We start from the raw sequence: 25,437 nt of genomic DNA on the forward strand, positions 1-25,437 counted from the left end.
CATGGCTCGTTTAACCGCTCGGTTTGAATTACAAGACCGGATCACGCGTAAATTGCGTTTGATCAGAGGGGACCTAGAGAGACTTGATAGATTGCGCCGCAGATCAGAGCGGCCAATCACTTTAAGGATCAGGGACAATGCCACGATTGCATTAAGACGTGTGCAGCGGTTTGTATTGCGTGACCTTGCTCGAACTTATCAGCTTACGCTGGATGTAAATGATCTGGCCACAAAAGCACTACGAAAGTTCAATGGCTTCTTACAACGCAAGATGCCGCGTACTCATAGTGTGTTGATGCGCATTAAAGATCAGGCAACACCAGGACTTGTCCGGTTACGTCGTTATATCGATCGAAAGTTTGGCAAAGTAGAACGGTTTGCCATAACGGTTCATGATCGAGCGACTGCGGGGATCAGACGTATTGCATCATATGCAGCGCGTCAGCTTGGCCGGGGCTACAGCTACACTATTAGAGCCGTTGATATGATCCGGCGTACAGTCAGCCGTATAGCGTCTTATACTCGGAACACGTTAGGTACTGAATACAGGGTGGCGATTAATGCGATCGATCGTTTCACCGCTCCAGTACGTGGAGCTGTCTCATTTGCAAATACCCACTTGGGACGGACTTACACAACCACAATCAAGGTTCTTGATCTTATCACAAAGCCATTGAGAGGGATCGTGTCAGCTGTCACCAGCACACTTGGGTTGCTTGGAGTAGGAGCCGGTGCAACAGGTGGTATTGTCGTGCCGCTCAAAATGGTAGCGGATCGACAGAACATGACCACGGCTTTTGAAACACTGCTCGGCAGCAGAGGAAAAGCAGATGCACGTCTGGACGAGCTGACGGCCTTTGCTGGTCAAACGCCATTTACTCGTGATGAGATTTTCGAGTCAAGTCGTGTCCTTCAAGTATTTACAGGCAATGCTCTTTCTACGACTGAAGGTATGAAGCTAGTCGGGGACGTTGCTGCAGGTGTTCAGCGGCCGTTCTCAGAAGTTGCGCTATGGATGGGGCGTTTATATGACGGCATTAAATCGGGGCGTCCTATCGGTGACGCAACGGCAGCGCTTCAGGAAATGGGGGCAATCTCTGGTGATGCTAGAGGTAAGCTCGAAAAACTTGCAAAGAGCGGCAAAGACATAAAGCAAACATGGCCAGAAGTAACAAAAGAGTTTGGCAAATACAACGACATGATGATCAAAATGTCGGACAACTTGGCCAACTTATTTCTGGGTGTGAAATCATTCATCAACAACAGCATCCTGATGCCTTGGGGTAAAGGACTAGCAGCTGCGTTCCAACCTGCGTTAGAAGCGTTCAGGACATGGCGTGGGGAATATTCCTTTGTGCTGACTAATCTATCAAACAAAGCTGAAAAGGCTGGTAAAGCCTTTGCGAAGAGCTTTTTAAATCCGACCAAAAGCGTATTCGGATTTATTGGTGATCAGTTCAAAATTTTGTTCCCAGGAGAAAAACTCTCCAAGAAGCAGACACAAGAACTGAAGGTCAAATTTAAAGACAATCCAAAGTTGAAGAAGCACTTTGAACAGCTAGAAAAATACAGAAAAATGGACTTTGAAACTCGGTGGAAGCTCGTCTTAGATAATACAAAAGACGTCTTTGGCGAATGGTGGGAAAAGACAGGAAAGCCTGGTCTTTTCAAAATGGCCGAGAATGTCGGGAAGACTTACGGTGGCATCATAAACGGCGTGATCAACGGTCTGCTTGGTATTGATGACAAATCATCTGAGGACAGTTTCACTGATGCAGGAGCAAAGGCAGGAAAGATATTCATTGAATCGTTTCTTGAAGCTCTTGATCCTGTGCAATTGGGCATTCGGATCACTAAGAAGATCGGTGAGATCAACTTGAATGCACTTACTGGTGAAGGGTCAATTGCTGGGGCTTTGATTGCCAATGCGTTTGCACTCGCATTCCTTGGAAAAGTGGTCACTTTATTAAAGCCGCTTAAATCCATTCTTTCAGGAGCCTTTGCTGCCTACAAATGGGGCAAAGGTTTAAGAGGAGGAATGGGAGCAGGAACAAGCGGTGGTGTAATCGGTGGAGCTGGAGGAGCAAGACCTCCAAGGAACCCAAGACCTCCTGAATATCGTCAGCCTTGGATCAATAGAGGTGAGCCTGTACGACCACCGACAATGCCAAATCAAGGACGTGGAGGCGGTGGATTTTTAGGCAGTATCGGGAAAGGTGCAAAGAGCATCGGAAAACGTATCCCTATTCTCGGTACACTGATTGCAGCCACTGAACTTATCGGTATGAATAATGATAATAAAGGTGAAAAGATCGGTGGATTCATGGGGAATCTAGGTGGCGGTATCGGTGGAGCGGCAATCGGAACAATGATCGCCCCTGGTATCGGAACAGCGATCGGTGGGGTATTAGGCAGCATCTTTGGCGGCGATCTCGGTAACTGGATCGGTAAGATGTTTGATGACGGAACCATCAAGAAGAAATGGGATGAGCTTGTCAAAGGTGCAGAGAATGCAGTTCAGTGGATTAAAGACACATGGTCCACCGTTTCCGGTTGGTTCAATGATAATGTTCTAACACCTATCACAACGTTCTTCGAAGATACGTGGACATGGATCACAGAGAAATGGGGTCAGCTTTCTTCATGGTTTATGAATAACGTCTGGCTGCCGATTTATAACTTTGCAGTTCCAATCATCAACTTTGTAGTTGGTGTTTTTGTCGTTGCATGGGAAGTGATTAGTACCGTATGGGGAGCTGCATCAACATGGTTCATGGACAATGTATGGAATCCTTACGGACAAGTGGCGGTTACTGCTATCACACTAGTGTGGAACAAGATCGTTGAATTATGGAACTGGATACAAATCACCTGGTCTGTTTTCTCAGCATGGTTTATGACTTATGTCTGGGAACCGTTTGGGTCAGTGGCGATTGAAGCTATCGCATGGGTGTGGAATAAACTAACCGAGTTCTGGAATTGGATTCAATTCGTATGGGGTACATTTGCGGTATGGTTTGATACCTTCGTATGGCAGCCTTTCATCAATGTTGGATTGCCAGCTATCATGTTTATCTGGAACCTGTTTAAAAGCACGTGGAACTGGATTAAAACATCGTGGGTGGTGCTCGCAACATGGTTTGATGAGTATGTGTGGCAACCATATAAAAAGTATGCAGAGCCAGCGATTACCTTCGTGTGGGAGAAATTTCAGGATGCATGGGGAATCATCAAAGGTATCTGGAAGACAGTAAGTGGTTGGTTTGATGAAAAAGTATTTCAACCATTGAAGAGACATGCTGAAAAACTAACAGAAATATGGAATGGTTTTTTCGGTTTAGTTGGTAAAGTGGTTGGTAAAGCAAAAGAGATTACTGGAAAAGGATTTAATTTCTTTGAAAGAAAAGGTGAAGAAAAAACAGGTATGAAAAAAGTCCCTACCAAGGGAAAAAAACCAGATCAGAAAGCCACCGGTGGTTATATCACAAAGCCAACACTTTCATGGATCGGCGAGGCGGGTAAGGAGTTTGTCATCCCGACCGAAAACAACAAAGGGCGAGGAAAGATGCTGCTTGCACAGGCTGCTTCACATCTCGGAATGTCTGTTGTGCCAAACGGCGCTTCACCTACTTCTCCATCAAGCTCATCGTCTCCTATGCGACCGGCTGCTGCTTCATCAGTTTCCACTTCTGCAGGTGGATCGGTATCAATTGGAGATGCGGGCAACGCATCAAAATATGGGGAACAGTTTAGCACTGACTTTGAAAAAGGGTTAAACAGCAAAGTCGTTTCACTGGAGCAGTGGAAGCAAGCCAATATCAAGCAACCATTTACTCAAATTCAGACATCGACTCCGCAGTATGGAGCGCAAACTGTCACCGGCTTTGCTGCAGGTCAAAACATGACACCAACTGGTACAGGTCAATTCTTAGATCAAAATGTAAGACAACCTTTCTTATCCGCTCGCCAAGAGTCACCTACCTGGGGAGCAGGAATGATTGACGCATTTAATAGCGGTATGAGGTCAAAAGGAAGTGAAGTGACACAGGCGGCTAAGGACATGGCCAAGAAGGTAGAACAGGCGTTTAGGGAAGAGCTAGACATTCATTCTCCTTCACGTGTCATGATGAGTCTAGGGAAATTCGCATCGATCGGAGTCGTCAAAGGTCTTGATTCAGTTGACGTGAAGAAATTCGCAGAGAATCAAGCTGGTTCCTTAATCGCTGCATTTAGTGGTATGGGTGCATCTAACCTGAGTGTTCAACAGTGGCTGATGGCTGCTTTAATGGCAACCGGCACATCGATGAGCTGGCTACCTGGTTTGATGACGATCGCGCAGAATGAGTCACGTGGAAACCCGAAAGCGATCAACCTATGGGATTCAAACGCCAAGAGAGGAACGCCGTCTAAAGGATTAATGCAGACCATTGATCCGACCTTTAACTCTAATAAAGTCAACGGCATGAACGACATCTGGAACCCAATCCATAATGCTGCAGCTGCTATCAACTACATCAAAGGCAGATATGGGAATGTGTACAATACTCCTGGATTGAGAAGTATCAGAAACGGTGGACCATATAAGGGGTATGCAAACGGCGGATTGATTACTCAGGAACAGATAGCTAGAGTCGGTGAAGGAAACAAGCGTGAATGGATTATTCCTGAAGAGCGTGGGATTCGTGGCCGCTACTTGTTGGCGCAAGCTGCACAGGCACTTGGAATGGATGTTTATGATCCGGCCACCGCTACACCATCTGAACTTTCACAAGGTCAGGTGCAAACAGTAACAGCTGGCACAGCAAATGCACCGTCTGCTTCTGGTGGATCAAAACAGATCATCATTAATTTTAATGGTGAGCAGCATTATCATAATGGCCAAGACGCAGAAGGCCTTGCAGAGAAGATCAAACAGATGCTCATTGATGAGTTAGAGAATGAAATCAACACAGGAACGAAGGGAGTCGTGATCGATGGCTAAATCAAAATATCAAATGTGGATTTCGCAAGGGAAGGACAAATTACGATTCCCTGTTCTTCCTGAGAAATTAGAACTGAATAACAACGTACAAAATGAATCTATCAAAGTATCAAAATTTGGTGAGCTCACATTCTTGGATGTACCAGGGGCTCGCCAAATTTCATTTACAGCCTTTTTTCCCAAGAAGTATACACCGATCGCTGAATATAAAAGTATTCCATCACCAGAGAATGCGATTGCCAAAATAGAGCGATTCATGAAGTCAAAAAAGCCTGTACGCTTTATTGTCACAGGAACCAAAATCAATATCCAATGCAGCATAGAAAGCTTTAACCACAATGAAGGTACTTATGATGTTGGTGATCGAGAGTTTACTTTGCAACTCAAAGAATACAAAACAGCATCACCAAGAAAAATTAAACGGAAAGCCAAAAAGAGCAGCAAAAAACGCAGCTCAAAAGGCGCACCAAAAGTGTACACCGTTAAAAAGGGCGATACCTTATGGGATATTTCTGGTCGTTTCTATGGTGATAGCACAAAATGGCGGCGTATTTGGAATGCGAATAAAGCTGCGATGATCAAGCGGAGTAGACGCAATATTAGACAACCAGGGCATTGGATTTTCCCTGGTCAAAAATTGAAAATACCACAATAGGGGGGCTGACATTGATTGAGCTTTTTGCCATCAGAAGCGGAACCATGTATGAGCTTGTGACAGAGAGTGTGACACTTCGGGGGCAAAGGTATCAGGCTCCCCGCTCAATACAATCAACAATCGTTACAAAACAAGGAAGTCAAAAGTATTACAGCATCAAAGAAGGAGACACGGTTCTTTTCAAGTGGAAAGGAAAAGAACTCTTTCGAGGAACAGTGTTTGCAAGAACACCGAAGGACGAAAAGCTCACTTTTACTGCTTATGACATGCTTCAGTATTTGGTGAAGAACCAGGATGTGTATGTATTTTCAAATAAGAGAGCTGATCAGATAATGAAGCGGCTTGGTCAAGATTTTCAGATCCCGATGACGTCGATCGCTAACACTGGCCATGTCATTAAATCACTTGTATTCAAAAACGATACAAGCCTTTATGACATCATCCTGCAGGCGTTGAAAGAAACAAAGAAGCAAACAGGGCGTAACTATCAAATCTATTCTGCTAAAGGAAAGATGGGGCTGAGAGCGTGGCCTGATCCGTCCGAAGTATGGGTCATTGAATCAGGCGTGAATCTCATTGATTATCAGTACAGCACCTCGATTGAGGAAACGGCCACACGTGTGAAGATGAGAGCAACACATGTGGAAAAAATAAAAGTGCTGAAGAAGGAAAAAAAGAAATCTAAGTCTACAGATAAAGAAAAAGATAAGAAAACGACCAAACCAACAAAGCCAAAAATGGTCACGCAAAAGAAAGAGATTGAGATGTTGGCTGTGGCGAGTGATAGTGCTGCAAGAAGCAAATACGGCATCTTGCAGCACGTTGAAAGAGTGTCAGGGGAAATCAATCAGGCACAGCTGCAAAAGAGAGCTGATGTCCGACTGGCACAAAAGAAAGGTGTAAAAAAAGAACTGAAAAGCATCCAAGCTCTAGGTATTTCTGGATTAGAAAGCGGGATGCCAGTACGCATAATCATTCCGGACATCGGCATCAAAAAAACGTACTGGATCGATCAAGACAGTCACGAATTCAAAGGGGTTAAACACACCATGACGATTGATGTCGTTGAAAAGAATACAATCCCAACGGGGAATCAGTCATGAAACTAAGCGATGCAATTAAGCGATTGGCTGTCAATGCGGTTGATGCACAATCGCCAACTGAATTGATACTCGGTGATGTTGTGTCTGTTTCTCCTCTAAGCATCCGATTAAATGAAAATGACAAACTCATCATTCCTGAAGATTTGCTTATATGGCCAGCCCGCTTAGATGAGGGGGAAGATGATGAGTTAGAAGAAGGCGATAGTGTCATGGTCCTTGCAATGACAGGCGGCCAGACGTTTTACATCTTAGATAAAGTAGTAGGAGGTGGTTCGTGATGGCACTCTCCCCAGAAGAAGAAATTGAAGATTATGAGGAGGATGAAGATGATATTGTCGAGCCTTCTACCACCTACCGAATCGACTTTGAAACTGGCCGTCTAACCAACGAAAAGATTAATGGTCTTGATGCCATTCGCCAATTCGTTTATATGGCTTTGCGAACTGAACGATATTCACATGCCGTTTATAGCCATGATGTAGGATGTGAGGTTCAAGAAGCTGTGTCTGATGAAGAATCAACGGACGAATACAAGGAGATGGAGATCCCGCGGCTCATTGAAGAAGCACTTCTTGTTGATGAGAGAATCGAAAGTGTTCAAGATTTTGAGATCACTAAAGAGGGGGCAGCCTTTAAGGTGATATTTGAAGTGGTGACAGATGAGGGAACCTTGGAGATCGAGGAGGTGATTGGCGAAGATGTTTGAAGAACAATCGTATGAAGCCATCATGGAACGCATGTTGGAACGTATACCCGATGATATTGATAAACGTGAAAACAGCGTTATATGGAATGCGCTGGCTCCTGCAGCTGCGGAACTTGCTCAATCTTATATATGGCTTGATCAGGTATTCGATCTTGTCTTTGCGGATACAGCGCAGGGAGAATTTTTAGATAGACGAGCTGCTGAAGTGGGGATCACTCGTAAAGCGGCCACAAGTGCTGTATGGTCCGTTGAAGTCGCACCTGAAGGTATCAGAATACCAATTGGCTCAAGGTTCTACATTGACAGTCTATATTTTCAATATCAATCTGACGGCACGCTGAAGTGTGAAACCACTGGTGCTGTAGGCAATGGTAATTTTGCAGAGCTGCCGCTCCTATCGCTCGATAACATACCAGGATTAGAGTCTGTCATTTTTGGAGAATTGAAGATACCGGGGCAAGAGGAAGAAGATGATGAAGCTCTTTATGAGCGGTACTTGATGAGGGCAAGGCGGGAAGCTGTCAGCGCCAACAAAGCGCACTATAAAAAATGGGCTGAAGAAGTAGAAGGAGTCGGCAGGGCAAAGGTATTTCCTCTTTGGAATGGTGAAGGCACAGTAAAAGTTGTCATCACTGACGGGAATTTTGATGTGTCGACGGATCTGCTTGTCAATAAGGTGCAGGAGTACATTGATCCAGTTCCGGGCGAAGGGGAAGGCCAAGCACCGATTGGAGCTACCGCAACCATCGAGAGTGCCAAATGGAAAGATGTAGAGGTGTCCGTATCTGTGGAGCTTAAAATGGATTACTCCATTGAAGATGCACAAGAGGAGATTGAAGAGAAGGTCAAAGCGCTTCTTAAATCACTTGCTTTTGAAGAAAATGTGATCAGAATGTCAGCGATCAACGACATTTTGTATCATGCTGATAGTGTGTCTGATTATGCGGATGTATTGATTAACGGTGAGGCAAAAAACTTACCACTTCAAGACATTGAGATTCCGCGTTTAGGGCAGGTGATCGTCAATGAGCAAGTATGATGATATGAAAGCCTATTTACCTTCCTATCTAACGGAGATCACAGATTTTGATGAGCTCATGAAATCCGAAGCTCCTGAGATGGAAATGCTAGACGATTCTATTTTTGATATGACTGATCAACTGTTTCCGCTCACTGCCACGTGGGGGCTGAATCGATGGGAAAGGATGCTGAAGGTGCAGCGTGAATCAGGTGATTCTATTGAGCTGCGCAGGGCACGTATATTGAATCTCATGTCCAACATTCCACCGATCACTTATGCTTCTTTAGAGAGGGCAGTCAACCGGTTCTTGAAGAACCCTAGCGCAGTGGTTCGTCTAACGACAGGCCGCTATCATTTCTCTTTACGGGTGAATCTGGATGATCTGCAAAACACAAGATACATCGTTGAAACGCTGGAAAATCTCAAACCGGCTCATTTGGCTTACAAATTCACAAGCGTTCATCATACAGATGTAAAAGAAATTAAAGACTATCATAACAGGCTCACACTGCGCAGCAGAGTGGGCTTTTTTGATCACATCCCAATCCTGCTTAATGGGGAGTTTTTACTTAATGGCACTTTTTATTTAAGCGGATCGCGCAATTCAACAGATATTCCAGTACGCTTCAGGCAATCTTTAAAGCTGGCGATGAAGCTCAAAAAAGAAATGAAAGTTCTTGGACGGACAAGATATGTCATGGTTGGAGCCAAACACGAAACGAATCAACAAGCGGCTCTTACACTTCGATCAAGTTTCAAAAATGTACTGAAAGAAAAAAAGAAAATGACATTCCGCATGGCTGCTCATGTATCAAATGATCAGAGCGGAAGTGTAATCATTAAGCAGAAATATTGGACGCTTGATGGATCGGTACCGCTAGACGGTTCAAAATATCTAGCTGCCACGTCCAAACTAATAGATTTATAAAGGAGGATCATAATGGCTGATCAATTAACCGTTACAACGCTTTATGCTCGCCAACAAATGGCGAAGGCTAGAGCAGAAGGAACAAAGCTCACAAAAGTGGTTAAGATGGCTTTTGGGAATGGTGGAACTAAGGACGGAAAGCCAATCTCTCTGGATGGAACAGAACAAGAATTAAAGAGTGAGCTTGTTCAAAAAGAAATTGATTCATATGAATTCATGGAGCCGGCGAAGATCCGGTACACGTGCACCATCGCTGAAGGGGAGCTTGCTGGAGAAGTCATCAACGAATTAGCTCTTGTTGATGAAGATGGAAAGTTTACGGCCATCCGTACCATGACAGACAAGCAAAAAGACGGTGACATTGAATTCATCTTTGAGATTGATGATATTTACTAGGAAAGGAGTGCTCATCGATGGATATTAAATCTCCTAAAGTGTTTGAAACAAGTGACAAGGCTCATGCGGATCTGTTCAATGACATGGTTAATGTGTTGCTTGAAAATGACTCTGGACTCTTAGATCAGATCATAGAACATATTGGCGATACTCAGCCGCATGCATCTGCAGCAGAGAAGAAGAAATGGAATGAATCGCAGCTTTATAAGATCACAGCTGATGACGGCAAATACTTGATATCTGTTCCAGCTGACAAAAATATTTATGATGCAATAAAAGACAAAGGGACCTGTACTTTCATTGCATCCCCTGGTGTAGAAGATTCCCCAGCACCCAGCAATGCCTATTTGAGAGGAATACAGACTGTTGGCCAAAACAATATCGGAACTGGTTTTGCGGTAGATACGTCAGGTAATGCGTATTACTTCTACTATAATTCTAGCCATATATCTATCACATGGAAACAAGTTTTAACAGTTGAGGATATGGTAAAGAGCACTTTTGTTGATACTTATGATCAAGATAATTCATCTGTTTCAGCCGCTGAAAATGTCGCAACAAAGCTTGTTTTTGGGGCGACACGAGCGGACGACCTAGCCGAGTACAATCGAACACGTTCTGAGATTACTTTAAAAAATAACGGACTATATCTAATCAGGCTTTATGTCACTAGCAATAATATTACAGTCGGATCAGATAATATCTTAGCTTGTTATGTCAATGGAAGTGAATACCAGAGGTTTGGAAACTGGAATCCTACAACAGCTTCAAGTACGTGCGTGCTTTATTTATTACAAAAATTTAAAGCTGGCGATAAGGTAACTTTCTACATCACACCTAGAGGGACAAACAAAAAAATATCAATAAACACTGCTTATGTAACGATGTCTCAATTGAGATAGGAGGGATATGATGAATAAGGCACTAGCAATCAAATATTTATACCCGAATGCGGAACTAGGTAAGGATTATTCGGTTCGGGATGATGGAGAGGGACAATTCATAGATACATGGCTCTTAGAAGAACCTGAGCCTTCGGCTGAAGAGTTGGATGCTGCTTGGCAAAAGTATCTGAAATTAGATAATGAACAACCTATGACCCAAGTCGAAAAGCAATTACTTCTTATTGGTGAACAGTTAGCGAAAGAAAAAATCGCTCGTCAACAGGCAGAAAGAGTAAATGCAATGTTAGGACAGCAGCTTGCAGAAATGCGAATAGACATCCTTAAATTGAAGGGAGGGTTTACAGATGAATCTTAATTTTTGGGTGTTAGCTTTATTTTATAAATGGGCCACAACTGCAATGGTTAAACAAGCAATGTCGTTCAAGGATTGTTCAATTGAAGATCTAGAAGAGGGCGTTCAGGAGGAATATGTTACACATGATCAATACAAAGAAATAACTGGTGAAGTATATAAAGAAACGTCAGAAGCCTAGTAGAAAGGCTTTTTATTTTGCCTTCTTTAAGGGGGTGGACAAAGTGAGGTAGGTGAGTATGGTGGAAATGGATTTGGCTCAATATTTGATGACACAAGGACCATTTGCGGTGTTGTTTTGCTGGGTACTGTTTTATGTCCTCAATACAACTAAAGAGCGTGAAAACAAGCTCAATGAACAAATCGAAGCGCAAAATGATGTGTTAGCAAAGTTTAGTGAGAAATATGACGTTGTGATCGACAAGCTCGATAAAATTGAACGAAATTTAAAATAGGAGGAATTATCATGAAAACATTCGACAAAGGCACTGTCATTCGCACAGTGCTTCTTTTTATGGCATTGATCAACCAAACTTTAATTCTTTTTGGTAAACCAGTTTTACCGATTGAAGAAGATCAAATCACATCATTATCTGAAACATTGTACCTTGCCTTCTCAATGATCTTTACTTTAGTGACAACCCTTGTCGCATGGTTCAAAAACAACTATGTGACCGATAAAGGAAAGTTACAGAAAGAAGTCCTAAAACAAAAAGGATTAGCGAAGTAAGGAGCTGCCATGAGGTGGCTCTTTTTAATATACCGAAAAGGAGACGATGAACGTGGTAAAAATCATTAAAGATTTTATTCCAAAGGGTAACCGCAACAGACCAGGCAACTATATGAAGCCTTTGTATATTACGGTTCATAACACCGCTAATACTAAAAAAGGAGCAGATGCAGCTAATCACGCTAGTTTTGTTAAACGATCTAGTACAGCGGTGAGCTGGCACTTTACTGTGGATGATAAAGTCATTTATCAACATCTGCCGTTAAAAGAAAACGGATGGCATGCAGGAGATGGACGAGGAACCGGAAACATGAAGTCAATTGGAATTGAGATTTGTGAAAACGCAGACGGCAATTTTGAAAAAGCGGTTGAAAATGCTCAATGGCTCATTCGGAAGCTGATGACAGAACAAGGCATTCCATTGGCAAACGTTGTGCCTCATAAGAGATGGAGCGGAAAAAATTGTCCTCGCAAGTTGTTGAATCGTTGGGACAGCTTCCAAGCCGGTATTGCGATTGCTCACACAGGAAAAAAGGCAACAGCAAAGCCGACGAAAGCGACACCTGTCAAAAATACGTCATCCAAGCCAAAGAAAAGCACGTCTAAAAAGTCGTTTAACTTACCATCTGGCATTATCAAAGTAACCAAACCTTTGACAAAGGGTGCGGGAGTAAAAGCATTGCAAGAAGCTCTGGCTGCTGTATATTACTACCCCGACAAAGGCGCAAAAAACAACGGGGTTGATGGCTATTACGGACCAAAAACGGCAGATGCGGTCAAGCGGTTCCAGCTCATGCACGGGCTTTCTGCTGATGGCATTTACGGGCCGAAGACAAAAGCGAAACTTGAGGCAGTAATAAATTAAAAAAGGGGGGCTGAAATAATCCGCCCTCCTTTTTTAAACCTATCGAATAATATATCCTGTTATTTTAACTTCTACGGTTTCTGAGTTATAAAATTTAAGTTTGAGTGTCTGTGTTCCTGATAAATCTTGGCCTAAGAAAAATACTTTCTTATTGGCAGGAATATCAAAACCCCAAAACCAAAAAGGTGTTCTGTCGCCGTCTTGTGGAGCTTGAATCGTAAGATAATCAGTAGCACCAGCAGGAAGTATTAGAGGATCCGCTGTAATCAAAGTGTGTGTGGTAGACAATCTCATCCCTCCTTTCTCAAACATAGTATTTATCTCAATTTTTTAAATAAACACGAAAAAAATACCGAATTTACAGACTGAAATCCAACAAAACTATAGGATTATGTATAAAGAAAATGAAAGCACATGAACAAACCCCTGTCCTTAATGGATAGGGGCTTTTTTGTTTATGTTTTATATTTACTAAAAGGAGTAAAGATTTAAAATAGTTTCCATAAAGAGTAAATCATCATGATTTCTGTTAACAAAATAATGGGGGGATCTTATATTATTTAATAATCACATCAAGCTTTATCTGTTTAGTCTCTCGATTAAACAAAATGTTCTTTAATGATACTCCAGATGGTATATCAGAAAAAGAAGTTGATATATTTCCAGTATCTGAAATTGATGAGATGTTACTTGATCCAGGAAATGGATCGCTGGCATCACCGCTATTTCCATCTCGAGGATTGCTTAGATTGTTATTCCCATCTGCTTGAATTAAAAGCATTCCTGGGGAAGCGCTTTTTTCATTCCCGAATGCTTCATCAATTCTCCACACCAATAAGCCTTCCCCTGGTATATAACTGTCGAAATTCTCCTTGATTCTATTTTCAAGTAGTAAGTATTGATCCTTGGTATAGCCAGGACCTTTAATTTTCAATATCTCACCACCTGATCGAGTAATTGGTTCTAGAGTTAATCCTTCTTCACTTTTATTAATTTCTTTTACTTTAACCCATCCATGCTGTAATTTATGAAGTCCAGCTGGATGAACAGGACATAATTCTCTCCCTGCATAAGAACCACTCGCCATTAAGTCCCAAATACCATTACCGTCCCAATAATCTCCATCCGAATCATAATTAGGGTCATAAAAATCATCCCATTGAAAAGCTAAATGACCTAATTCGTGTGCGCATACGCCTAATAAGGCATCCTGAGGTACCATTAAATATGTGACTGCAGTAAGCCCCGGTGCCACTAACTGAGGATTTTTCATTTGCCATTTGTGTGACCAAATATGGTTACCACTAATGTTAGGATTTAATTTTTCAGCACCTTGGCCTGCATGAACAATAAATAATGCAGTTATAGTACCATCCTTAAAATTGTCAAGTTTTGAATTGAAGCTAGTCCCATGTTCAAGAGCAGTTTTTACAGCATCTTCTGCTAATTTTCTTGCATCTCGAGGGTAATTTTCATATAGTCCAGATTTACCATTAGTATAGTATGAATACTTTTCAGGCATTCTAAACCATCCATGAACTTCCCCCTTAACAGTAACCTTTTCTTTGCTAACTTCATTGTAATAGTCGGACATGCTTCCGGTAGGATAGGAACCTTTTGAGAATAGTAGATCTTCATAATGCCCCTTTGGTAATTTGCCTTCTAAGTCTGGGAAATCAACTAATAAGACAAAAACGTTCAAATCTCCAGTTATCGGTACCCGTGGAATAGATATTCTTTGAAAATCGTGTTTATGAATAGAGCCTAAAGTATGATCATCCATGCCAATAATATTGTGTGCTGGATTGGAGTAACCACGTGAAGCAAGAAATTGCCGATAGGTAAAACCTAATCCTTTCCATTTTTTATTGTACTCATTTGTTAAATATGTGATTACTTCCGGAGCTGAGGGGACAGTGCGGAAATTCTTCATATTTTTCCTCCTAACATTACATTACCCTTTAAAACTCCATAATTATCTGCAGGCATAAAAAATTCCTCCTTGAAATTTTATCTTCTAAATTGTTCTACTGCTTTTAGAATTTTATTCACTTAGTTTATCCAGAGAAACCCCTACATTATTGAGAAGGGACGTTTTTTAATTAGTTATCCTGTTTTCAAACAAAAGGTTTTGAAAAAGCTCTGCATCGTCTAATAATTTGACCATTTCCGTTGAATCATCACAAAATGGATTTTTAATTTTGTGTTTTTCATATGCCCATTGGTTAAATTCAATTTCCCAGTGTGTTAATGGGTCGCTCTTTGCCCAATAGATGTAAGTGTTTAAGTGCTCTTGAAAAAGGTCGCGAACCTTGTATGTTAAAGACATATACAACATTGTTCGAGCAACATTTCCTCTACTAATTGTGGGTACTATCCATTCATTTTCATGATCTCTTCCCCAATCAGTATAGTAAGCTGGAGGAGTTAACCTAATTTGTCTAATAATTTTATCGTTTTCTATTTCAAAGGGTAAGTGTCCTCTTTCTTTATTTACCTCTCTATGTTCTGCTGCAAAGTTAAGAGGATTGGTAGTTGCCCCTTTAATAATGTCTTCTTTTTCATTTCTTAGTTTTAAATAATTTTTTAGTGTGCCCTTTGGAAAAATATGTTCTATGCTATGTAATTTCATTTGTTTTAAAGAATTTATGTCCAAGCCACTATAGATTGCTTTTACATATTTATAATCACTTTCAAAGAATGCCCAAAAATTTTCGTATTTGTCTTTTTTACCCCAAGCATCATAGTACTCATTATTTTTGAAAGTTCCTCCAGCTATTTCAATAAACTCTTCTTGTTTCATCGATTTACCTCCTTATTTAATTTGAACACCACCCCTATTAATTTCCAAATAATTGGAAAATAAACATAGAAATAGCCGTTATTTTTATCTTATTAAAAGGATTAATTGTGATGTGGAGAGAAAAGCGATTATGAAAGAAAACGAAAAAATTTAGTTTATAACGACAGCAGAAGTCGAAGAGATACTTGGTATAACACAACAATGCTTAAGTGCGCTTGTGAGTTTTGGGAAGCTCAAATCCGTTAAAAAGATTAGAGCAGTGTTACAACATGTACAAGCTGTTGAAAAAGAACTAAAAGAAGGGTGGAATTATATCATCAACACCAGAAAGATTTCAACAGAATGTTTGTTTTTATTTGGATGGAGATTTGCATTTCTTATTCTTGCTTTCTAACTGTAGAGAACGATTTAGGAAGTGCATTTATAATTAATAGTTAAAATAAACCTTTTGTGTTAATATTATCCTTGTAAAATAGAAAAAAGGATGGGTGGAAGTGGGTCTGGAAAATTTATTATTTATTGGAGATGAAGATCTAGAAAAGCTACTAGTCTCTTTAATTTGTAGTTTAATAGGTTCCCTAATAGGACATTTTAAACTAAACGGGGTAATTTCATTGCCAGTAGTGTACTTTTTTTACGAGTGTAATCTAAAGTATGAAAATGGGGAATGGAAAAAGAATCTAATTAAACTTCCCTTGATTATAATTGATTTTCTTTTGTTTTTAATTGGGTTACGTTTCAAGAATAATTTAAGGCAGGGTGCAATTACTTTAGAACTTGGGTTTCTTGGAGACATGCTCGTTGGAGTTGGTACTGGAATAATTGCATATTCAGCTGTCATGGCTTCAGGAACAACTAGTATGCCTGCACTTATGACGTCATCTTTATTAGCAGGTTATGGAGGATTTACATATCTTCAAAAAATGCAAGGTAAATCTGAACGAGAGCAAAATAAGAATGATGTCATTGAGTTCAAAGAAATAGAGGAAACAGATTTTAGTGAACCTGAAGAGCAGAAGACAGCAGTTATAAAAGAGCTTAGAGAAAGTAAACAGGTAAGTTCGAGTAGAGAAACTCCTAGCTAAAAATGAGTATATTTGGTAAAATTGATATGTGCATTGATAAGGAGGGGGAGACTTATGAAGGTTCTTGTTACGAAAGAAGAGCGGAGATTGTTGGAAACGTGGTTAAATGAAATGTGCAACGAAAATTTGACTATTTCACAACGCCGTGTAGCAAGGATAAGATACCACCATTTGCTGAATGTTGGAAAACAGAGGGCTCTTGATACACAAGAACTCGATGAAAGAAAAACAGATTTAGCGATGGTTTAATCTCTCTAGTTGTGTACCTCACTTCGTGTGAGGTTTTTTATATGAACTCATTTAATATTATATACCTTCTGTAATAAGTCGCTTGGATTGTTAAAGGAAGGATTACTAAGTAAAAATGTATATTGATCAACAAAAAAGTAGTGTCTAAGTTTTAATCAGAAGTGGGATTGAGGGATAAGGAGGACACATGGAGAACTTTGTAGCGGTATTAATCTTCACTTTACCAGGTTTGTTAAGTTATTTTTGGATACAGTTATTTGGTCTAAATCCAACAAGTAAGCATTCAAACTTTGAAATTGCAGCAATTAGTGCTATTTTGTGGTTTCCTGTCGGTATGATCGTTCTTGGGATTTATCAGTTTACAGCAACATTTGTAAACCACCAAATTGCAGATAACTCTTGGCTATCTATTCGTACTTTAAGTGATGTTCTTGAATTATCAAATAATCTAGCGTTTCTTGTTTATTTTGTTTCATTTAGTGTTATTTTCAGTTTCCTATTCTCTTGGGCTGTTTCGGAGTTTGTCTATAAGTGGATGATTAAATTAGTTAACGTGGTTAGAAATAGAAGTGGAACAGCTGGGCTTTCTAGAACCAGTTCAGTATGGAATGAGACTTTTTTGAACAATGATCCTCAAGTTATATCAATTGGAAAAATTGATAATCCAGAAGTAATAATATATGGGGAAATAGAAAAAGTCTCCAGACCTGTTGAATTAGAGAGGAATCTGCTGCTTCGCAATACACAATATTATACTAAACTTTTAAAAGATAACGAAGATGTTAAAATATCAAATGTTTTCGTTGATACTAAGACAGGCTATGTTGTAACTATATATAATAATGATGATGTTGCGGAGGCTGTAAACCATTAATGCTTGAAAAAAGTGAAACCAAAGAAGATTAGTTCTTCTTTGGTTTCGGTGGCTTCATTGTTAGAGACGGTTTATCAGCTGAATTTTGTTCGTGTCTTGGTATGTTCATTGCATTCTCAGCGGGTCTCATATCTGGTCGGATTTCCATTTGCCTGTTAGTTGGTCTTTTCTCCATAAAAATTCCTCCTCATTTAATTAATAGATATTCTATAAGTACCCTTGATTTTAGACTGGCCTTTACTATAGAAAACAAAAGGTGCTATATATGAAAATAATGAATAACCCTCTAAACCAAGTATGATAATACTATATCAAAACTTAGAGATCTTGAATATGCAAAAAAGGGAGAATTTTGGAAAAAAATTTGAATATCCCCTTGTACAAAAATCAGTTATTTAAAGGAGCCTTAGGGTGCATTTAAAGATATAGTCAAGAAAGAGAAGTTAGAGCAAACTTGAAGATAAGTTAAAAAAGCATGAACTCTATTTTTGTTAATAGCGTCAGTGTTTAATCATTATCTGATTTTTTTTCTCCTAATAACATTACAAAAGCTGTTACAAATTCTTGAAAGTTAATATTTAAGTTATCCTTAACTACTGGCATAGAATAAAGAAAAATGAGAATTATAAAATTCACCCATGCATTTACATAGCTTTGAGCATTTTCACTTAGAGTTTCTGCTTCATCTATTACTGTGTTTAGATCATCCGTTGAAATTTCATCATTTTCAAAATGTAATTCTTCTAAAAATCCATCTATTTCTGATTCCTCTTGAGTTGTTAAAATTATAGGGTTTGAGTTGAAGTTTCTTAAGTTAGATTGAATTTTTTCATTTAGTTCTGCAAGATTTATATCTCTTATCGTTATGTAATTTGTCCAATTCAGCATTGATTGTTTTATCTTTTCGTGTTGATCAATTATAGGCTTCAATCTTGCGAAATCCTCCATTGATTTTTTGGTTATTTTAATTTGGTGTTCATATCTTTTATAATCATCAATTGCAGATTGGACCATTTGCTGCTGCTGCATTATTTTATTTGTATTTTCTATAAATTTTCTATGTGGTTTTAAAATGTCATTGTAAGGATTGTTTTTCATACTCTAGCCCCCGTTAAGTTGTTAGTAGTGTAAATACGGATTAAAACTTTAGTTGGTTTCATTTATTTTTAAAAAAATGGGAACAAACGTTTGATTAACGGTGTCAATTTCATTATAATAAGAATAAGATTGACCCCTTCATGAACCTGGCTGACATTCAGTCAGGTCTTTTTTATATCTACTGGTAAACTCATTTTCTTTATGAAATAGGGACAATCCATGTCGGCATAACCTGTCATGAGGTGATCTAAGATGAAGGTCAAAATCATTGAAGGACAGAATGTTGACGCACGTATTAATGATTGTTATCACTATTTGATTAAGTGGTGGAGGAAGGAGATTAATCGTGAAAGCAATTTACGTGAGGGTATCGACCGAGGAACAAGCGATCAAAGGGTCGAGCATAGACAGCCAGATTGAAGCATGTGTGAAGAAAGCAGGAGCCACAAATGTCCTGAAATATGCAGATGAAGGCTTCTCAGGTGAATTATTAGAAAGGCCAGCTTTAAACCGACTGAGAGAGGATGCACGCAAAGGATTAATTACTGAATTGATTTGTTATGATCCTGATCGTTTGTCGCGGAAGCTAATGAATCAATTAATTATAGATGATGAATTACGGAAAAAAGGGATAGTCTTAACCTTCGTAAATGGGGATTATGCAGATTCACCTGAAGGGCAGCTGTTCTTTTCAATGAGAGGAGCCATTTCTGAATTTGAAAAGGCCAAAATTAAAGAGAGAACTTCTACAGGTAGACTTCAAAAAATTAAAAAAGGGATAATAATTAAGGATCCTAGTTTATTAGGATACAGAATGAATAAAGAGAAAAGAACGCTTGAGATAATAGAAGAAGAAGCAAAAGTTGTGAGAATGATTTTTGATTTGTTTACGGATCATTCAAGTCACTTCTTCAACCGAGTAAATGGAATTGCGTTGCATTTAACAAAGCTAGGCATCTCAACGAAAAGAGGAGCAAAAGTCTGGCATAGACAAGTAGTGCGGCAGATCCTTATGAATCCATCTTATAAAGGGAAGTATGAGCAATATAAGTATGATACAGAAGGCAGTTATGTATCAAAGCAGGCTGGTGGTCCCGCAATAATGAAACTGAGGCCTGAAGAGGAACGCTATGTTACTGAAATTCCTTCGGTTGTTTCTGACGAACAATGGGAATATGCTCAAGAGCTACTTGGTAAAAGCAGAAGGAAGCAATTGCAATATGGCACTCATCCATATTTGCTTTCTGGTCTAGTGCGCTGTGGAAAATGTGGAAATACGATGACTGGAAAAAAGAGAAAATCACATGGGGAAGATTTCTATGTGTATGAATGTAGGAAGAATTATGCTGGAGCCAAAAATAGAGGTTGCGGTAAATCTATGTCAGAAAATAAGCTGAACAGAATCGTATGGGATGAGATATACAAATTCATCACCCATCCAGAGAAGTATAGAGTCTATAAAGAAGAGGAAAAGGCCACACATAAAGCAGATGAACTTGAGCTGATTCAAAAAGAAATTGAGAAGGCGAAAAAAGGCCGTCAGCGTTTAATCACTTTAATTAGTCTTAGTGAAGAAGACGACTTGGATATTGAAGAAGTGAAAACGCAGATTGTTGAGCTACAGAAGAAACAAAATCACCTTATGATCCAACATGATACAATTGAAAAAGAGATTAAAGAAGCTGAAGGATCCGCAGCAGGAGAAAATGCTATGAAAAGGGCACTTGATTATTTAAGTTCAGTCAATGCGGATAATTTGAAGCTGGAAGATAAAAAAGCCATTATTAACTTTATTGTTGAAGAAGTATTGATTGTTGATTCAGAGACTATTCATATTAAAACTCATTAAAAGGGGAGGTGCGTTTATACGCACCCCCCTTTTGTCATTAATATCTCGTTCTCAATACACCGCGCCGCATATGTCGCCAGCTTTGTTCCTTTTCCAGAGGAATAGCTTTCGATGGCTTTAATGAGTCCGATCGTCCCGATGGAGATGAGGTCTTCAGCGTCTTCCCCGGTATTTTCAAATTTCTTGACAATATGGGCGACGAGCCGAAGGTTATGTTCAATCAGCATGTTTCTTGCGTGTTCATCGCCCTCTGCCATAAGGGCTAAGTATTTTTTTTCATCATCTCCCGAAAGGGGTTGTGGAAAGGCATTGTTTTTGACATAGGACACTAAAAACACCAATTCTTTGACCATCAATCCCATCGCTGTAAATACTCCTGCCACGATTTTCACCTCCACCATGTTTAGGCCGTTGCCTATATCCTCAAATGTATGTGAAGGAAGGATTGTCTGTGTCTGTACGATGAAAAAATCATCTTATTTGAAAGAAACGTGCTTGTGTGCGTATGTTTTTGCTGCACCTCTCATATGTTTGCGGTTTCTTTGCGGTGCTTGGCGGTCTAGAAGCGTGCTAAAATATGTAATATTAGACCGAAAAGGAAGGGGTTTTTTCGGAACATGGGGAAGGTTCTTTCTTCACATGTCGGTATGAAAATTAATGAATGGTATCGAATGATACGGCAGTTCAGTGTTCCAGATGCGGAAATCTTGAAAGCGGAAGTAGAAGCGGAAATTGAACGTATGGAAGAGGACCAGCATTTACTGATTTATTATCAGCTCATGTGTTTTCGGCACCAAATTATGCTCGACTATATACACCCTTCAAAATATCAACCTTTCTCAGTATCTAACCTTGTCGATAAAATTGAAAATTCCAATCATGAGTTATCTGATATGCTGCATTATTACCATGCATTTTTTCGTGGCATGCATGAGTTTAGTCAAAAAGAATATTTGGAGGCCGTCAAATATTATCGCATGGCAGAAAAACAGCTGTCTATGGTATTTGATGATATTGAGCAGGCCGAGTTTCATTTTAAAGTAGCAGAAGCCTACTATATAATGAAACAAACGCATGTCTCCATGCACCATATTTTAAAAGCGCTTGAAATATACGATCAGCATGATGCATATTCCATTCGCATTATTCAGTGCCTCTTTGTCATCTCGGGAAATTATCAAGATTTAAAACGTAAAGATCGAGCACTGCCTCACTTGAAAAAGGCGAAACAACTCGCATCCGAAATTGACCACCCGCGCATCTATAGCTCAGCACTCTATAATTTAGGGAAATGTTACGGGGAGTTAGGATATCGAGAAGAAGCAGAACGATATTTAACCGAATCGGCTGACCTCGCCAAAAAAGAACTGCTTCCCACGCTGCCTCATACACTTTATACACTGGCCAAGCTGCTTTTTAGACAAAATGAGCAGACTGAAGCAAGGCGCATATTAGAGGATGGGAAATTGGCCGCAAAGAAGCATGAAGACCAGCTGTTCTGTCATATGTTTGAGTATCTGGATGCTTTATATGTTCAGGAAATCAATGAAGAACAACTGCAAAAAACCATTGATTATTTGGAAAAACTTAGCCTATACTCTTATATAGAGGATATCTCACTAGAAATTGCGACAGCCTTAGAAACCTCTCAACAATACCAGAAGTCCAACCAGTATTATCAAAAATTGCTATGGGCTCAAAATCAAATCCAAGAAGGAGAGTGTCTGTATGAATTCTAAGCAACGTTCGACAGTTGAAGAGAGAAACCAAACGTGAGACAAAAAGCGGGCCTGATGGGCCGGCTTTTTTTATGTGAAAAAGAAGCGTAGACGATCACGAAACTTGAATGAATTCATCAGAAAGCGGGCAATTTAATGTGTAATGATGTTCTGTGGAGGCGGTCTGATGAAAGGGTTGCATATCTTGTTATGTATATTGGTAATATGCGCTTTTGTTCCTGGTAACATAGAGGCGCGTACATTAAAAAGAATCGACCTAGAAAAAACGGGACGAGCCTTTTGGGACATGAGAGAGGAACGGAAAAAGATTGCGTTAACCTTTGATGATGGGCCTCATCCGGTATACACAAATCAAATACTAGACGTACTGAGAGAGCATGAAGTGAATGCCAGCTTTTTTGTCATCGGAAGCCGTATTCATGCATATCCCCTGCTCGCAGAGCGGATTGTGAGCGAAGGAAATGAGCTTGGCAATCACACGATGAACCATACGTATTTTGACCTTTTGTCATCGAAAGAAATCAAGCAAGAATTAAAAGAATCAGCGGCTCATATCGCTTCTCTCCAGCCTGGCGGACCCTTATTATTTCGTCCCCCGGGCGGGCGCTTGACGATGAAGTCATTCCGCATTCTTTCTAAGCAAGGATACGATGTCGTGATGTGGTCCTTTACGCAAGATCCGAAGGACTGGTCTAGGCCAGGTGCACACAAAATTGCCAGCCGTATTATTGAGAATATTCAGGGCGGTGATATCATCCTTTTACATGATGGCGGAGGAAATCGTAAGCAGACAGTAGAAGCGCTGAAACAAGTCGTACCTGAACTAAAGAAAAGGGGCTATGAGTTTGTGAAAGTGAGCGAACTGGTGCACCATAACAGAGATTATCTGCCGGTTCAATTACAATAAGAAACAGTCATTCATTGAAACCAAAAGTCTTGTCGTTTACTATATGAAGAGGGCTTTTGGAGGTGAATGTTGTGAAGAAATTTGTTTTCCTTTTCATCCTGTTATGTGTTGCTGCTGGGTGCTCAAAACCAGTGCAGGAAAGCGTGATTGCATTTGGTGACAGTAACACAAGAGGATCGAACTGGGATTTTCGAGATTATCCCACATCTGAAAAATGGGTGAATCTCATGAAAAACGTCGAGCGCGGCCAAATCAAGGTACAGAATGCCGGGATTGGCGGGCAGACAACAGAAGATGCGAAGCTTCGCTTTGAGCAGGATATTTTAAAACAAAAACCAACTTACGTCCTCATCATGTTCGGTACAAATGATGCGGCGATTCTAGACGGGAAACATCCCCGTGTGACCAAAAAACGATTTAAAGAAAACTTATCCTACTTCATTTCTGAAAGTAGGAAAGAGGGAATTACCCCGATCCTCATGACGTGCGTGCCTGTGGTGGAAGGAGGCAAAAAGGGCTTGTATTATTATTCTAGATATAAGTCATCTTATTTTGCTGAGAGAGGCGGGGCGAGAGCTTGGCAAAACTCATACAATGACATCACAAGACAAGTAGCTGAAAAACAGCAAGTGCCGCTTGTCGACAATTGGAAAGCGTTCATCCGAGAAGCGGGTGAAGATAGTGACAACGCCTTGATTCAGTCTGGCCTCATTGACCCTTCTGGCAATCATATGACACCAAAAGGGGCAAGAATCATTTATAACGAAATCAAAGAGCGTGATGTCATTAAACATTTTTAAATGCAGGCCATCTGCCTAAACAAGACGATCCATCCAGCATAGTCTAACAGTATATCTTCTTAGAAGGAGGTAACTGATATGTGGGGATGTCCTTATCCTTACCCTGCGTGTTCATCTTATCCAGCTCAAGGAGCAGGAATCGGTTACGCTTTTCTTGTTGTGTTCCTTGTCGTCATTTTGGTCGTAGGTGGAGGGTTATGGTTTTGGAATGAACAGCCTTGCAAATAAGACACCTCTTCTTTGATCAGAAGGGGTGTTTTTTACGGAAAATAGTAGTAAGCCTATAGCGCAAGTGATATAATATCAGTCACCTGAGTTTAAAAAAGGAGAGTGCTCGGGAGGCATGGTTCCTGGATATATGGAATTAAGAGGAAACAGAGAGCATATGCCCGAGCGAACGTCTTTTCATTTCTGTCTCAATTAATTCAATGAAGTCGCGATTTAAGTTCATTTCATTTGCTTTATAATACGATTCTATAAGTAAATCATCTGACAGCTTTTTCATACTAGAAACCCATATGATGGGAAAAACACCTCCCCTGAAAAAGTTGGCATAAAACTTGAGGAAAAGACATATCATCATAGGTTGATCGAATGTCTTTGAAGTACCTTTAATCTACCATGAATGGGAAACAAGAACAATCGTTCTGTTATCCACATGGTTAAGTGGATAACTTGTGGGTAGAGTGTTTATAATTGAATGAAAGCGTGATGAAATATAGGTGGATAATGTGTGTAAAATTATCCACACCTGTTGAAGGTCCTCATCATATGTCGAAAACTTTTTCATTGTATTCGATAGACAGACAAATTGTGATTTGATTCGACACAATCGCTGAAAAACCAATGGAAGAAAGGGTGCAAATTGTGCTAAAGAAGTATTTCTTACCGGATGAATTTGTGAAAAGTATTTTCCACATTTCGCCGCAAAAACTAAAAGAACGAAATGTAAAAGGAATTATTACGGATTTAGATAACACACTAGTAGAATGGGATCGTCCAAGTGCGACCCCGCGTTTAATTGAATGGTTTCAAGAGATGAAAGATCACGGGATACAGGTGACGATTGTATCGAACAATAATGAAAAAAGGGTCAAGCTTTTTTCTGAGCCGGTTCATATCCCGTTTATTTATAAAGCGAGAAAACCGATGGGAAGAGCCTTTAATAAGGCCGTCGCTGATATGCAATTGAAGAAAGAAGATGTGGTTGTCATTGGCGATCAGCTTATGACAGATGTGCTTGGCGGAAACAGGCATGGCTTCCATACCATTTTGGTTGTACCTGTTGCGGCATCGGACGGATTTTTCACGAAGTTTAACAGGCAGATTGAACGCAGAATTTTAGGAGCCTTAAAGCGTAAGGGCCACATTCAGTGGGAGGAAGAGTAATA

At 40.1% G+C, this 25,437-nt stretch carries 30 protein-coding genes; 24 read left to right on the forward strand and 6 right to left on the reverse strand.

Annotated features, from left to right (window positions below; translation table 11 throughout):
• Position 1 precedes the first annotated feature (1 nt).
• From MHH23_RS09080 to MHH23_RS09145, 14 genes are all read left to right on the forward strand, one after another.
• Positions 2-4,981, forward strand: coding sequence for a transglycosylase SLT domain-containing protein (locus MHH23_RS09080; protein WP_340959375.1), 4,980 nt, complete (start codon positions 2-4; stop codon positions 4,979-4,981).
• The gene (locus MHH23_RS09085) at positions 4,974-5,636 is read left to right on the forward strand and encodes a LysM peptidoglycan-binding domain-containing protein (protein WP_340959376.1); all 663 of its coding nucleotides are present in this window, start codon (positions 4,974-4,976) and stop codon (positions 5,634-5,636) included. Before MHH23_RS09080 ends, MHH23_RS09085 begins: the two co-directional genes overlap by 8 nt.
• Positions 5,637-5,647: 11 nt before the next feature.
• A complete protein-coding gene (locus MHH23_RS09090) occupies positions 5,648-6,739 on the forward strand; it encodes an XkdQ/YqbQ family protein (protein ID WP_340959378.1) in 1,092 nt (363 codons plus the stop codon).
• Positions 6,736-7,017 carry a DUF2577 family protein gene (locus MHH23_RS09095; RefSeq protein WP_191098116.1) on the forward strand — a complete coding sequence of 94 codons (282 nt, stop codon included), beginning with the start codon at positions 6,736-6,738 and terminating at the stop codon, positions 7,015-7,017. Before MHH23_RS09090 ends, MHH23_RS09095 begins: the two co-directional genes overlap by 4 nt.
• On the forward strand, positions 7,017-7,445 hold the full coding sequence (locus MHH23_RS09100; RefSeq protein ID WP_340959380.1) for a DUF2634 domain-containing protein: 429 nt from the start codon (positions 7,017-7,019) through the stop codon (positions 7,443-7,445). Before MHH23_RS09095 ends, MHH23_RS09100 begins: the two co-directional genes overlap by 1 nt.
• Entirely contained in the window at positions 7,438-8,484 is a 1,047-nt protein-coding gene (locus MHH23_RS09105) for a baseplate J/gp47 family protein (RefSeq protein ID WP_340959382.1), read from the forward strand. The genes MHH23_RS09100 and MHH23_RS09105 overlap by 8 nt, the downstream gene beginning before the upstream one ends.
• On the forward strand, positions 8,471-9,394 hold the full coding sequence (locus MHH23_RS09110; protein WP_340959383.1) for a YmfQ family protein: 924 nt from the start codon (positions 8,471-8,473) through the stop codon (positions 9,392-9,394). The genes MHH23_RS09105 and MHH23_RS09110 overlap by 14 nt, the downstream gene beginning before the upstream one ends.
• 12 nt (positions 9,395-9,406) lie before the next feature.
• Positions 9,407-9,790 (forward strand): phage tail-collar fiber domain-containing protein, encoded by a 384-nt coding sequence (locus MHH23_RS09115; protein ID WP_008361274.1) that lies wholly within the window; start codon positions 9,407-9,409, stop codon positions 9,788-9,790.
• 17 nt (positions 9,791-9,807) lie between these two features.
• Positions 9,808-10,692 (forward strand): hypothetical protein, encoded by an 885-nt coding sequence (locus tag MHH23_RS09120; RefSeq protein ID WP_340959385.1) that lies wholly within the window; start codon positions 9,808-9,810, stop codon positions 10,690-10,692.
• 10 nt (positions 10,693-10,702) lie between these two features.
• The gene (locus MHH23_RS09125; protein ID WP_340959386.1) at positions 10,703-11,050 is read left to right on the forward strand and encodes an XkdW family protein; all 348 of its coding nucleotides are present in this window, start codon (positions 10,703-10,705) and stop codon (positions 11,048-11,050) included.
• Positions 11,040-11,228 carry an XkdX family protein gene (locus MHH23_RS09130; RefSeq protein ID WP_191098110.1) on the forward strand — a complete coding sequence of 63 codons (189 nt, stop codon included), beginning with the start codon at positions 11,040-11,042 and terminating at the stop codon, positions 11,226-11,228. The genes MHH23_RS09125 and MHH23_RS09130 overlap by 11 nt, the downstream gene beginning before the upstream one ends.
• Positions 11,229-11,289: 61 nt before the next feature.
• Complete coding sequence (locus MHH23_RS09135) at positions 11,290-11,502, forward strand: BhlA/UviB family holin-like peptide (RefSeq protein WP_034620157.1); 213 nt, start codon at positions 11,290-11,292, stop codon at positions 11,500-11,502.
• 11 nt (positions 11,503-11,513) lie between these two features.
• On the forward strand, positions 11,514-11,777 hold the full coding sequence (locus MHH23_RS09140) for a phage holin (RefSeq protein ID WP_340959387.1): 264 nt from the start codon (positions 11,514-11,516) through the stop codon (positions 11,775-11,777).
• 52 nt (positions 11,778-11,829) lie between these two features.
• A complete protein-coding gene (locus tag MHH23_RS09145; RefSeq protein WP_340959389.1) occupies positions 11,830-12,642 on the forward strand; it encodes a peptidoglycan recognition protein family protein in 813 nt (270 codons plus the stop codon).
• Positions 12,643-12,681: 39 nt separating this feature from the next.
• On the opposite strand, the gene MHH23_RS09150 is transcribed toward MHH23_RS09145, so the two are convergent.
• The 3 genes from MHH23_RS09150 to MHH23_RS09160 form a co-directional block, all read right to left on the reverse strand.
• On the reverse strand, positions 12,682-12,912 hold the full coding sequence (locus MHH23_RS09150) for a hypothetical protein (protein ID WP_340959391.1): 231 nt from the start codon (positions 12,910-12,912) through the stop codon (positions 12,682-12,684).
• Positions 12,913-13,198: 286 nt separating this feature from the next.
• Positions 13,199-14,575 carry a M6 family metalloprotease domain-containing protein gene (locus tag MHH23_RS09155; protein ID WP_340959393.1) on the reverse strand — a complete coding sequence of 459 codons (1,377 nt, stop codon included), beginning with the start codon at positions 14,573-14,575 and terminating at the stop codon, positions 13,199-13,201.
• A gap of 165 nt (positions 14,576-14,740) precedes the next feature.
• Positions 14,741-15,445, reverse strand: a complete 705-nt coding sequence (locus MHH23_RS09160) for an endonuclease (RefSeq protein WP_340959394.1) — start codon at positions 15,443-15,445, stop codon at positions 14,741-14,743.
• 494 nt (positions 15,446-15,939) lie between these two features.
• On the opposite strand from MHH23_RS09160, the gene MHH23_RS09165 reads away from it, so the two are divergent.
• The 3 genes from MHH23_RS09165 (at position 15,940) to MHH23_RS09175 (ending at position 17,653) form a co-directional block, all read left to right on the forward strand.
• Complete coding sequence (locus MHH23_RS09165; protein ID WP_257474529.1) at positions 15,940-16,530, forward strand: hypothetical protein; 591 nt, start codon at positions 15,940-15,942, stop codon at positions 16,528-16,530.
• 54 nt (positions 16,531-16,584) lie between these two features.
• Positions 16,585-16,779 carry a hypothetical protein gene (locus MHH23_RS09170; RefSeq protein WP_135009268.1) on the forward strand — a complete coding sequence of 65 codons (195 nt, stop codon included), beginning with the start codon at positions 16,585-16,587 and terminating at the stop codon, positions 16,777-16,779.
• Between the two features lie 187 nt (positions 16,780-16,966).
• Positions 16,967-17,653: a hypothetical protein gene (locus MHH23_RS09175; RefSeq protein WP_106071846.1), complete on the forward strand. Its 687-nt coding sequence runs from the start codon at positions 16,967-16,969 to the stop codon at positions 17,651-17,653.
• A 507-nt stretch (positions 17,654-18,160) separates the two neighbouring features.
• Here the strand turns inward: MHH23_RS09175 and MHH23_RS09180 are convergent.
• Positions 18,161-18,751: a hypothetical protein gene (locus MHH23_RS09180; protein WP_340959396.1), complete on the reverse strand. Its 591-nt coding sequence runs from the start codon at positions 18,749-18,751 to the stop codon at positions 18,161-18,163.
• 252 nt (positions 18,752-19,003) lie between these two features.
• Here MHH23_RS09180 and MHH23_RS09185 point away from each other — a divergent pair, with 252 nt between their 5' ends.
• Positions 19,004-19,171 carry a hypothetical protein gene (locus MHH23_RS09185; RefSeq protein WP_164999010.1) on the forward strand — a complete coding sequence of 56 codons (168 nt, stop codon included), beginning with the start codon at positions 19,004-19,006 and terminating at the stop codon, positions 19,169-19,171.
• Positions 19,113-20,600, forward strand: a complete 1,488-nt coding sequence (locus MHH23_RS09190; protein ID WP_445285664.1) for a recombinase family protein — start codon at positions 19,113-19,115, stop codon at positions 20,598-20,600. The genes MHH23_RS09185 and MHH23_RS09190 overlap by 59 nt, the downstream gene beginning before the upstream one ends.
• A 14-nt stretch (positions 20,601-20,614) precedes the next feature.
• Here MHH23_RS09190 and MHH23_RS09195 read toward each other — a convergent pair whose 3' ends face one another.
• The gene (locus tag MHH23_RS09195) at positions 20,615-20,983 is read right to left on the reverse strand and encodes a sigma-70 family RNA polymerase sigma factor (protein ID WP_082136008.1); all 369 of its coding nucleotides are present in this window, start codon (positions 20,981-20,983) and stop codon (positions 20,615-20,617) included.
• Between the two features lie 234 nt (positions 20,984-21,217).
• Here MHH23_RS09195 and MHH23_RS09200 point away from each other — a divergent pair, with 234 nt between their 5' ends.
• From MHH23_RS09200 to MHH23_RS09215, 4 genes are all read left to right on the forward strand, one after another.
• Entirely contained in the window at positions 21,218-22,339 is a 1,122-nt protein-coding gene (locus MHH23_RS09200; RefSeq protein WP_007501361.1) for a response regulator aspartate phosphatase, read from the forward strand.
• A 166-nt stretch (positions 22,340-22,505) separates the two neighbouring features.
• Positions 22,506-23,246 (forward strand): polysaccharide deacetylase family protein, encoded by a 741-nt coding sequence (locus MHH23_RS09205; protein ID WP_024718802.1) that lies wholly within the window; start codon positions 22,506-22,508, stop codon positions 23,244-23,246.
• Between the two features lie 71 nt (positions 23,247-23,317).
• Positions 23,318-24,046: an SGNH/GDSL hydrolase family protein gene (locus tag MHH23_RS09210; protein WP_169476094.1), complete on the forward strand. Its 729-nt coding sequence runs from the start codon at positions 23,318-23,320 to the stop codon at positions 24,044-24,046.
• Between the two features lie 78 nt (positions 24,047-24,124).
• Complete coding sequence (locus MHH23_RS09215) at positions 24,125-24,274, forward strand: hypothetical protein (RefSeq protein WP_340959399.1); 150 nt, start codon at positions 24,125-24,127, stop codon at positions 24,272-24,274.
• A 136-nt stretch (positions 24,275-24,410) separates the two neighbouring features.
• Here the strand turns inward: MHH23_RS09215 and MHH23_RS09220 are convergent, their stop codons facing one another.
• Positions 24,411-24,551, reverse strand: coding sequence for a sporulation histidine kinase inhibitor Sda (locus MHH23_RS09220; RefSeq protein WP_003217327.1), 141 nt, complete (start codon positions 24,549-24,551; stop codon positions 24,411-24,413).
• 362 nt (positions 24,552-24,913) lie between these two features.
• On the opposite strand from MHH23_RS09220, the gene MHH23_RS09225 reads away from it, so the two are divergent.
• Positions 24,914-25,435, forward strand: coding sequence for a YqeG family HAD IIIA-type phosphatase (locus MHH23_RS09225; protein WP_008356191.1), 522 nt, complete (start codon positions 24,914-24,916; stop codon positions 25,433-25,435).
• Positions 25,436-25,437: the final 2 nt, after the last annotated feature.

It is taken from the genome of Bacillus sp. FSL K6-3458 (assembly GCF_038005045.1).
Taxonomy (GTDB): domain Bacteria; phylum Bacillota; class Bacilli; order Bacillales; family Bacillaceae; genus Bacillus; species Bacillus altitudinis.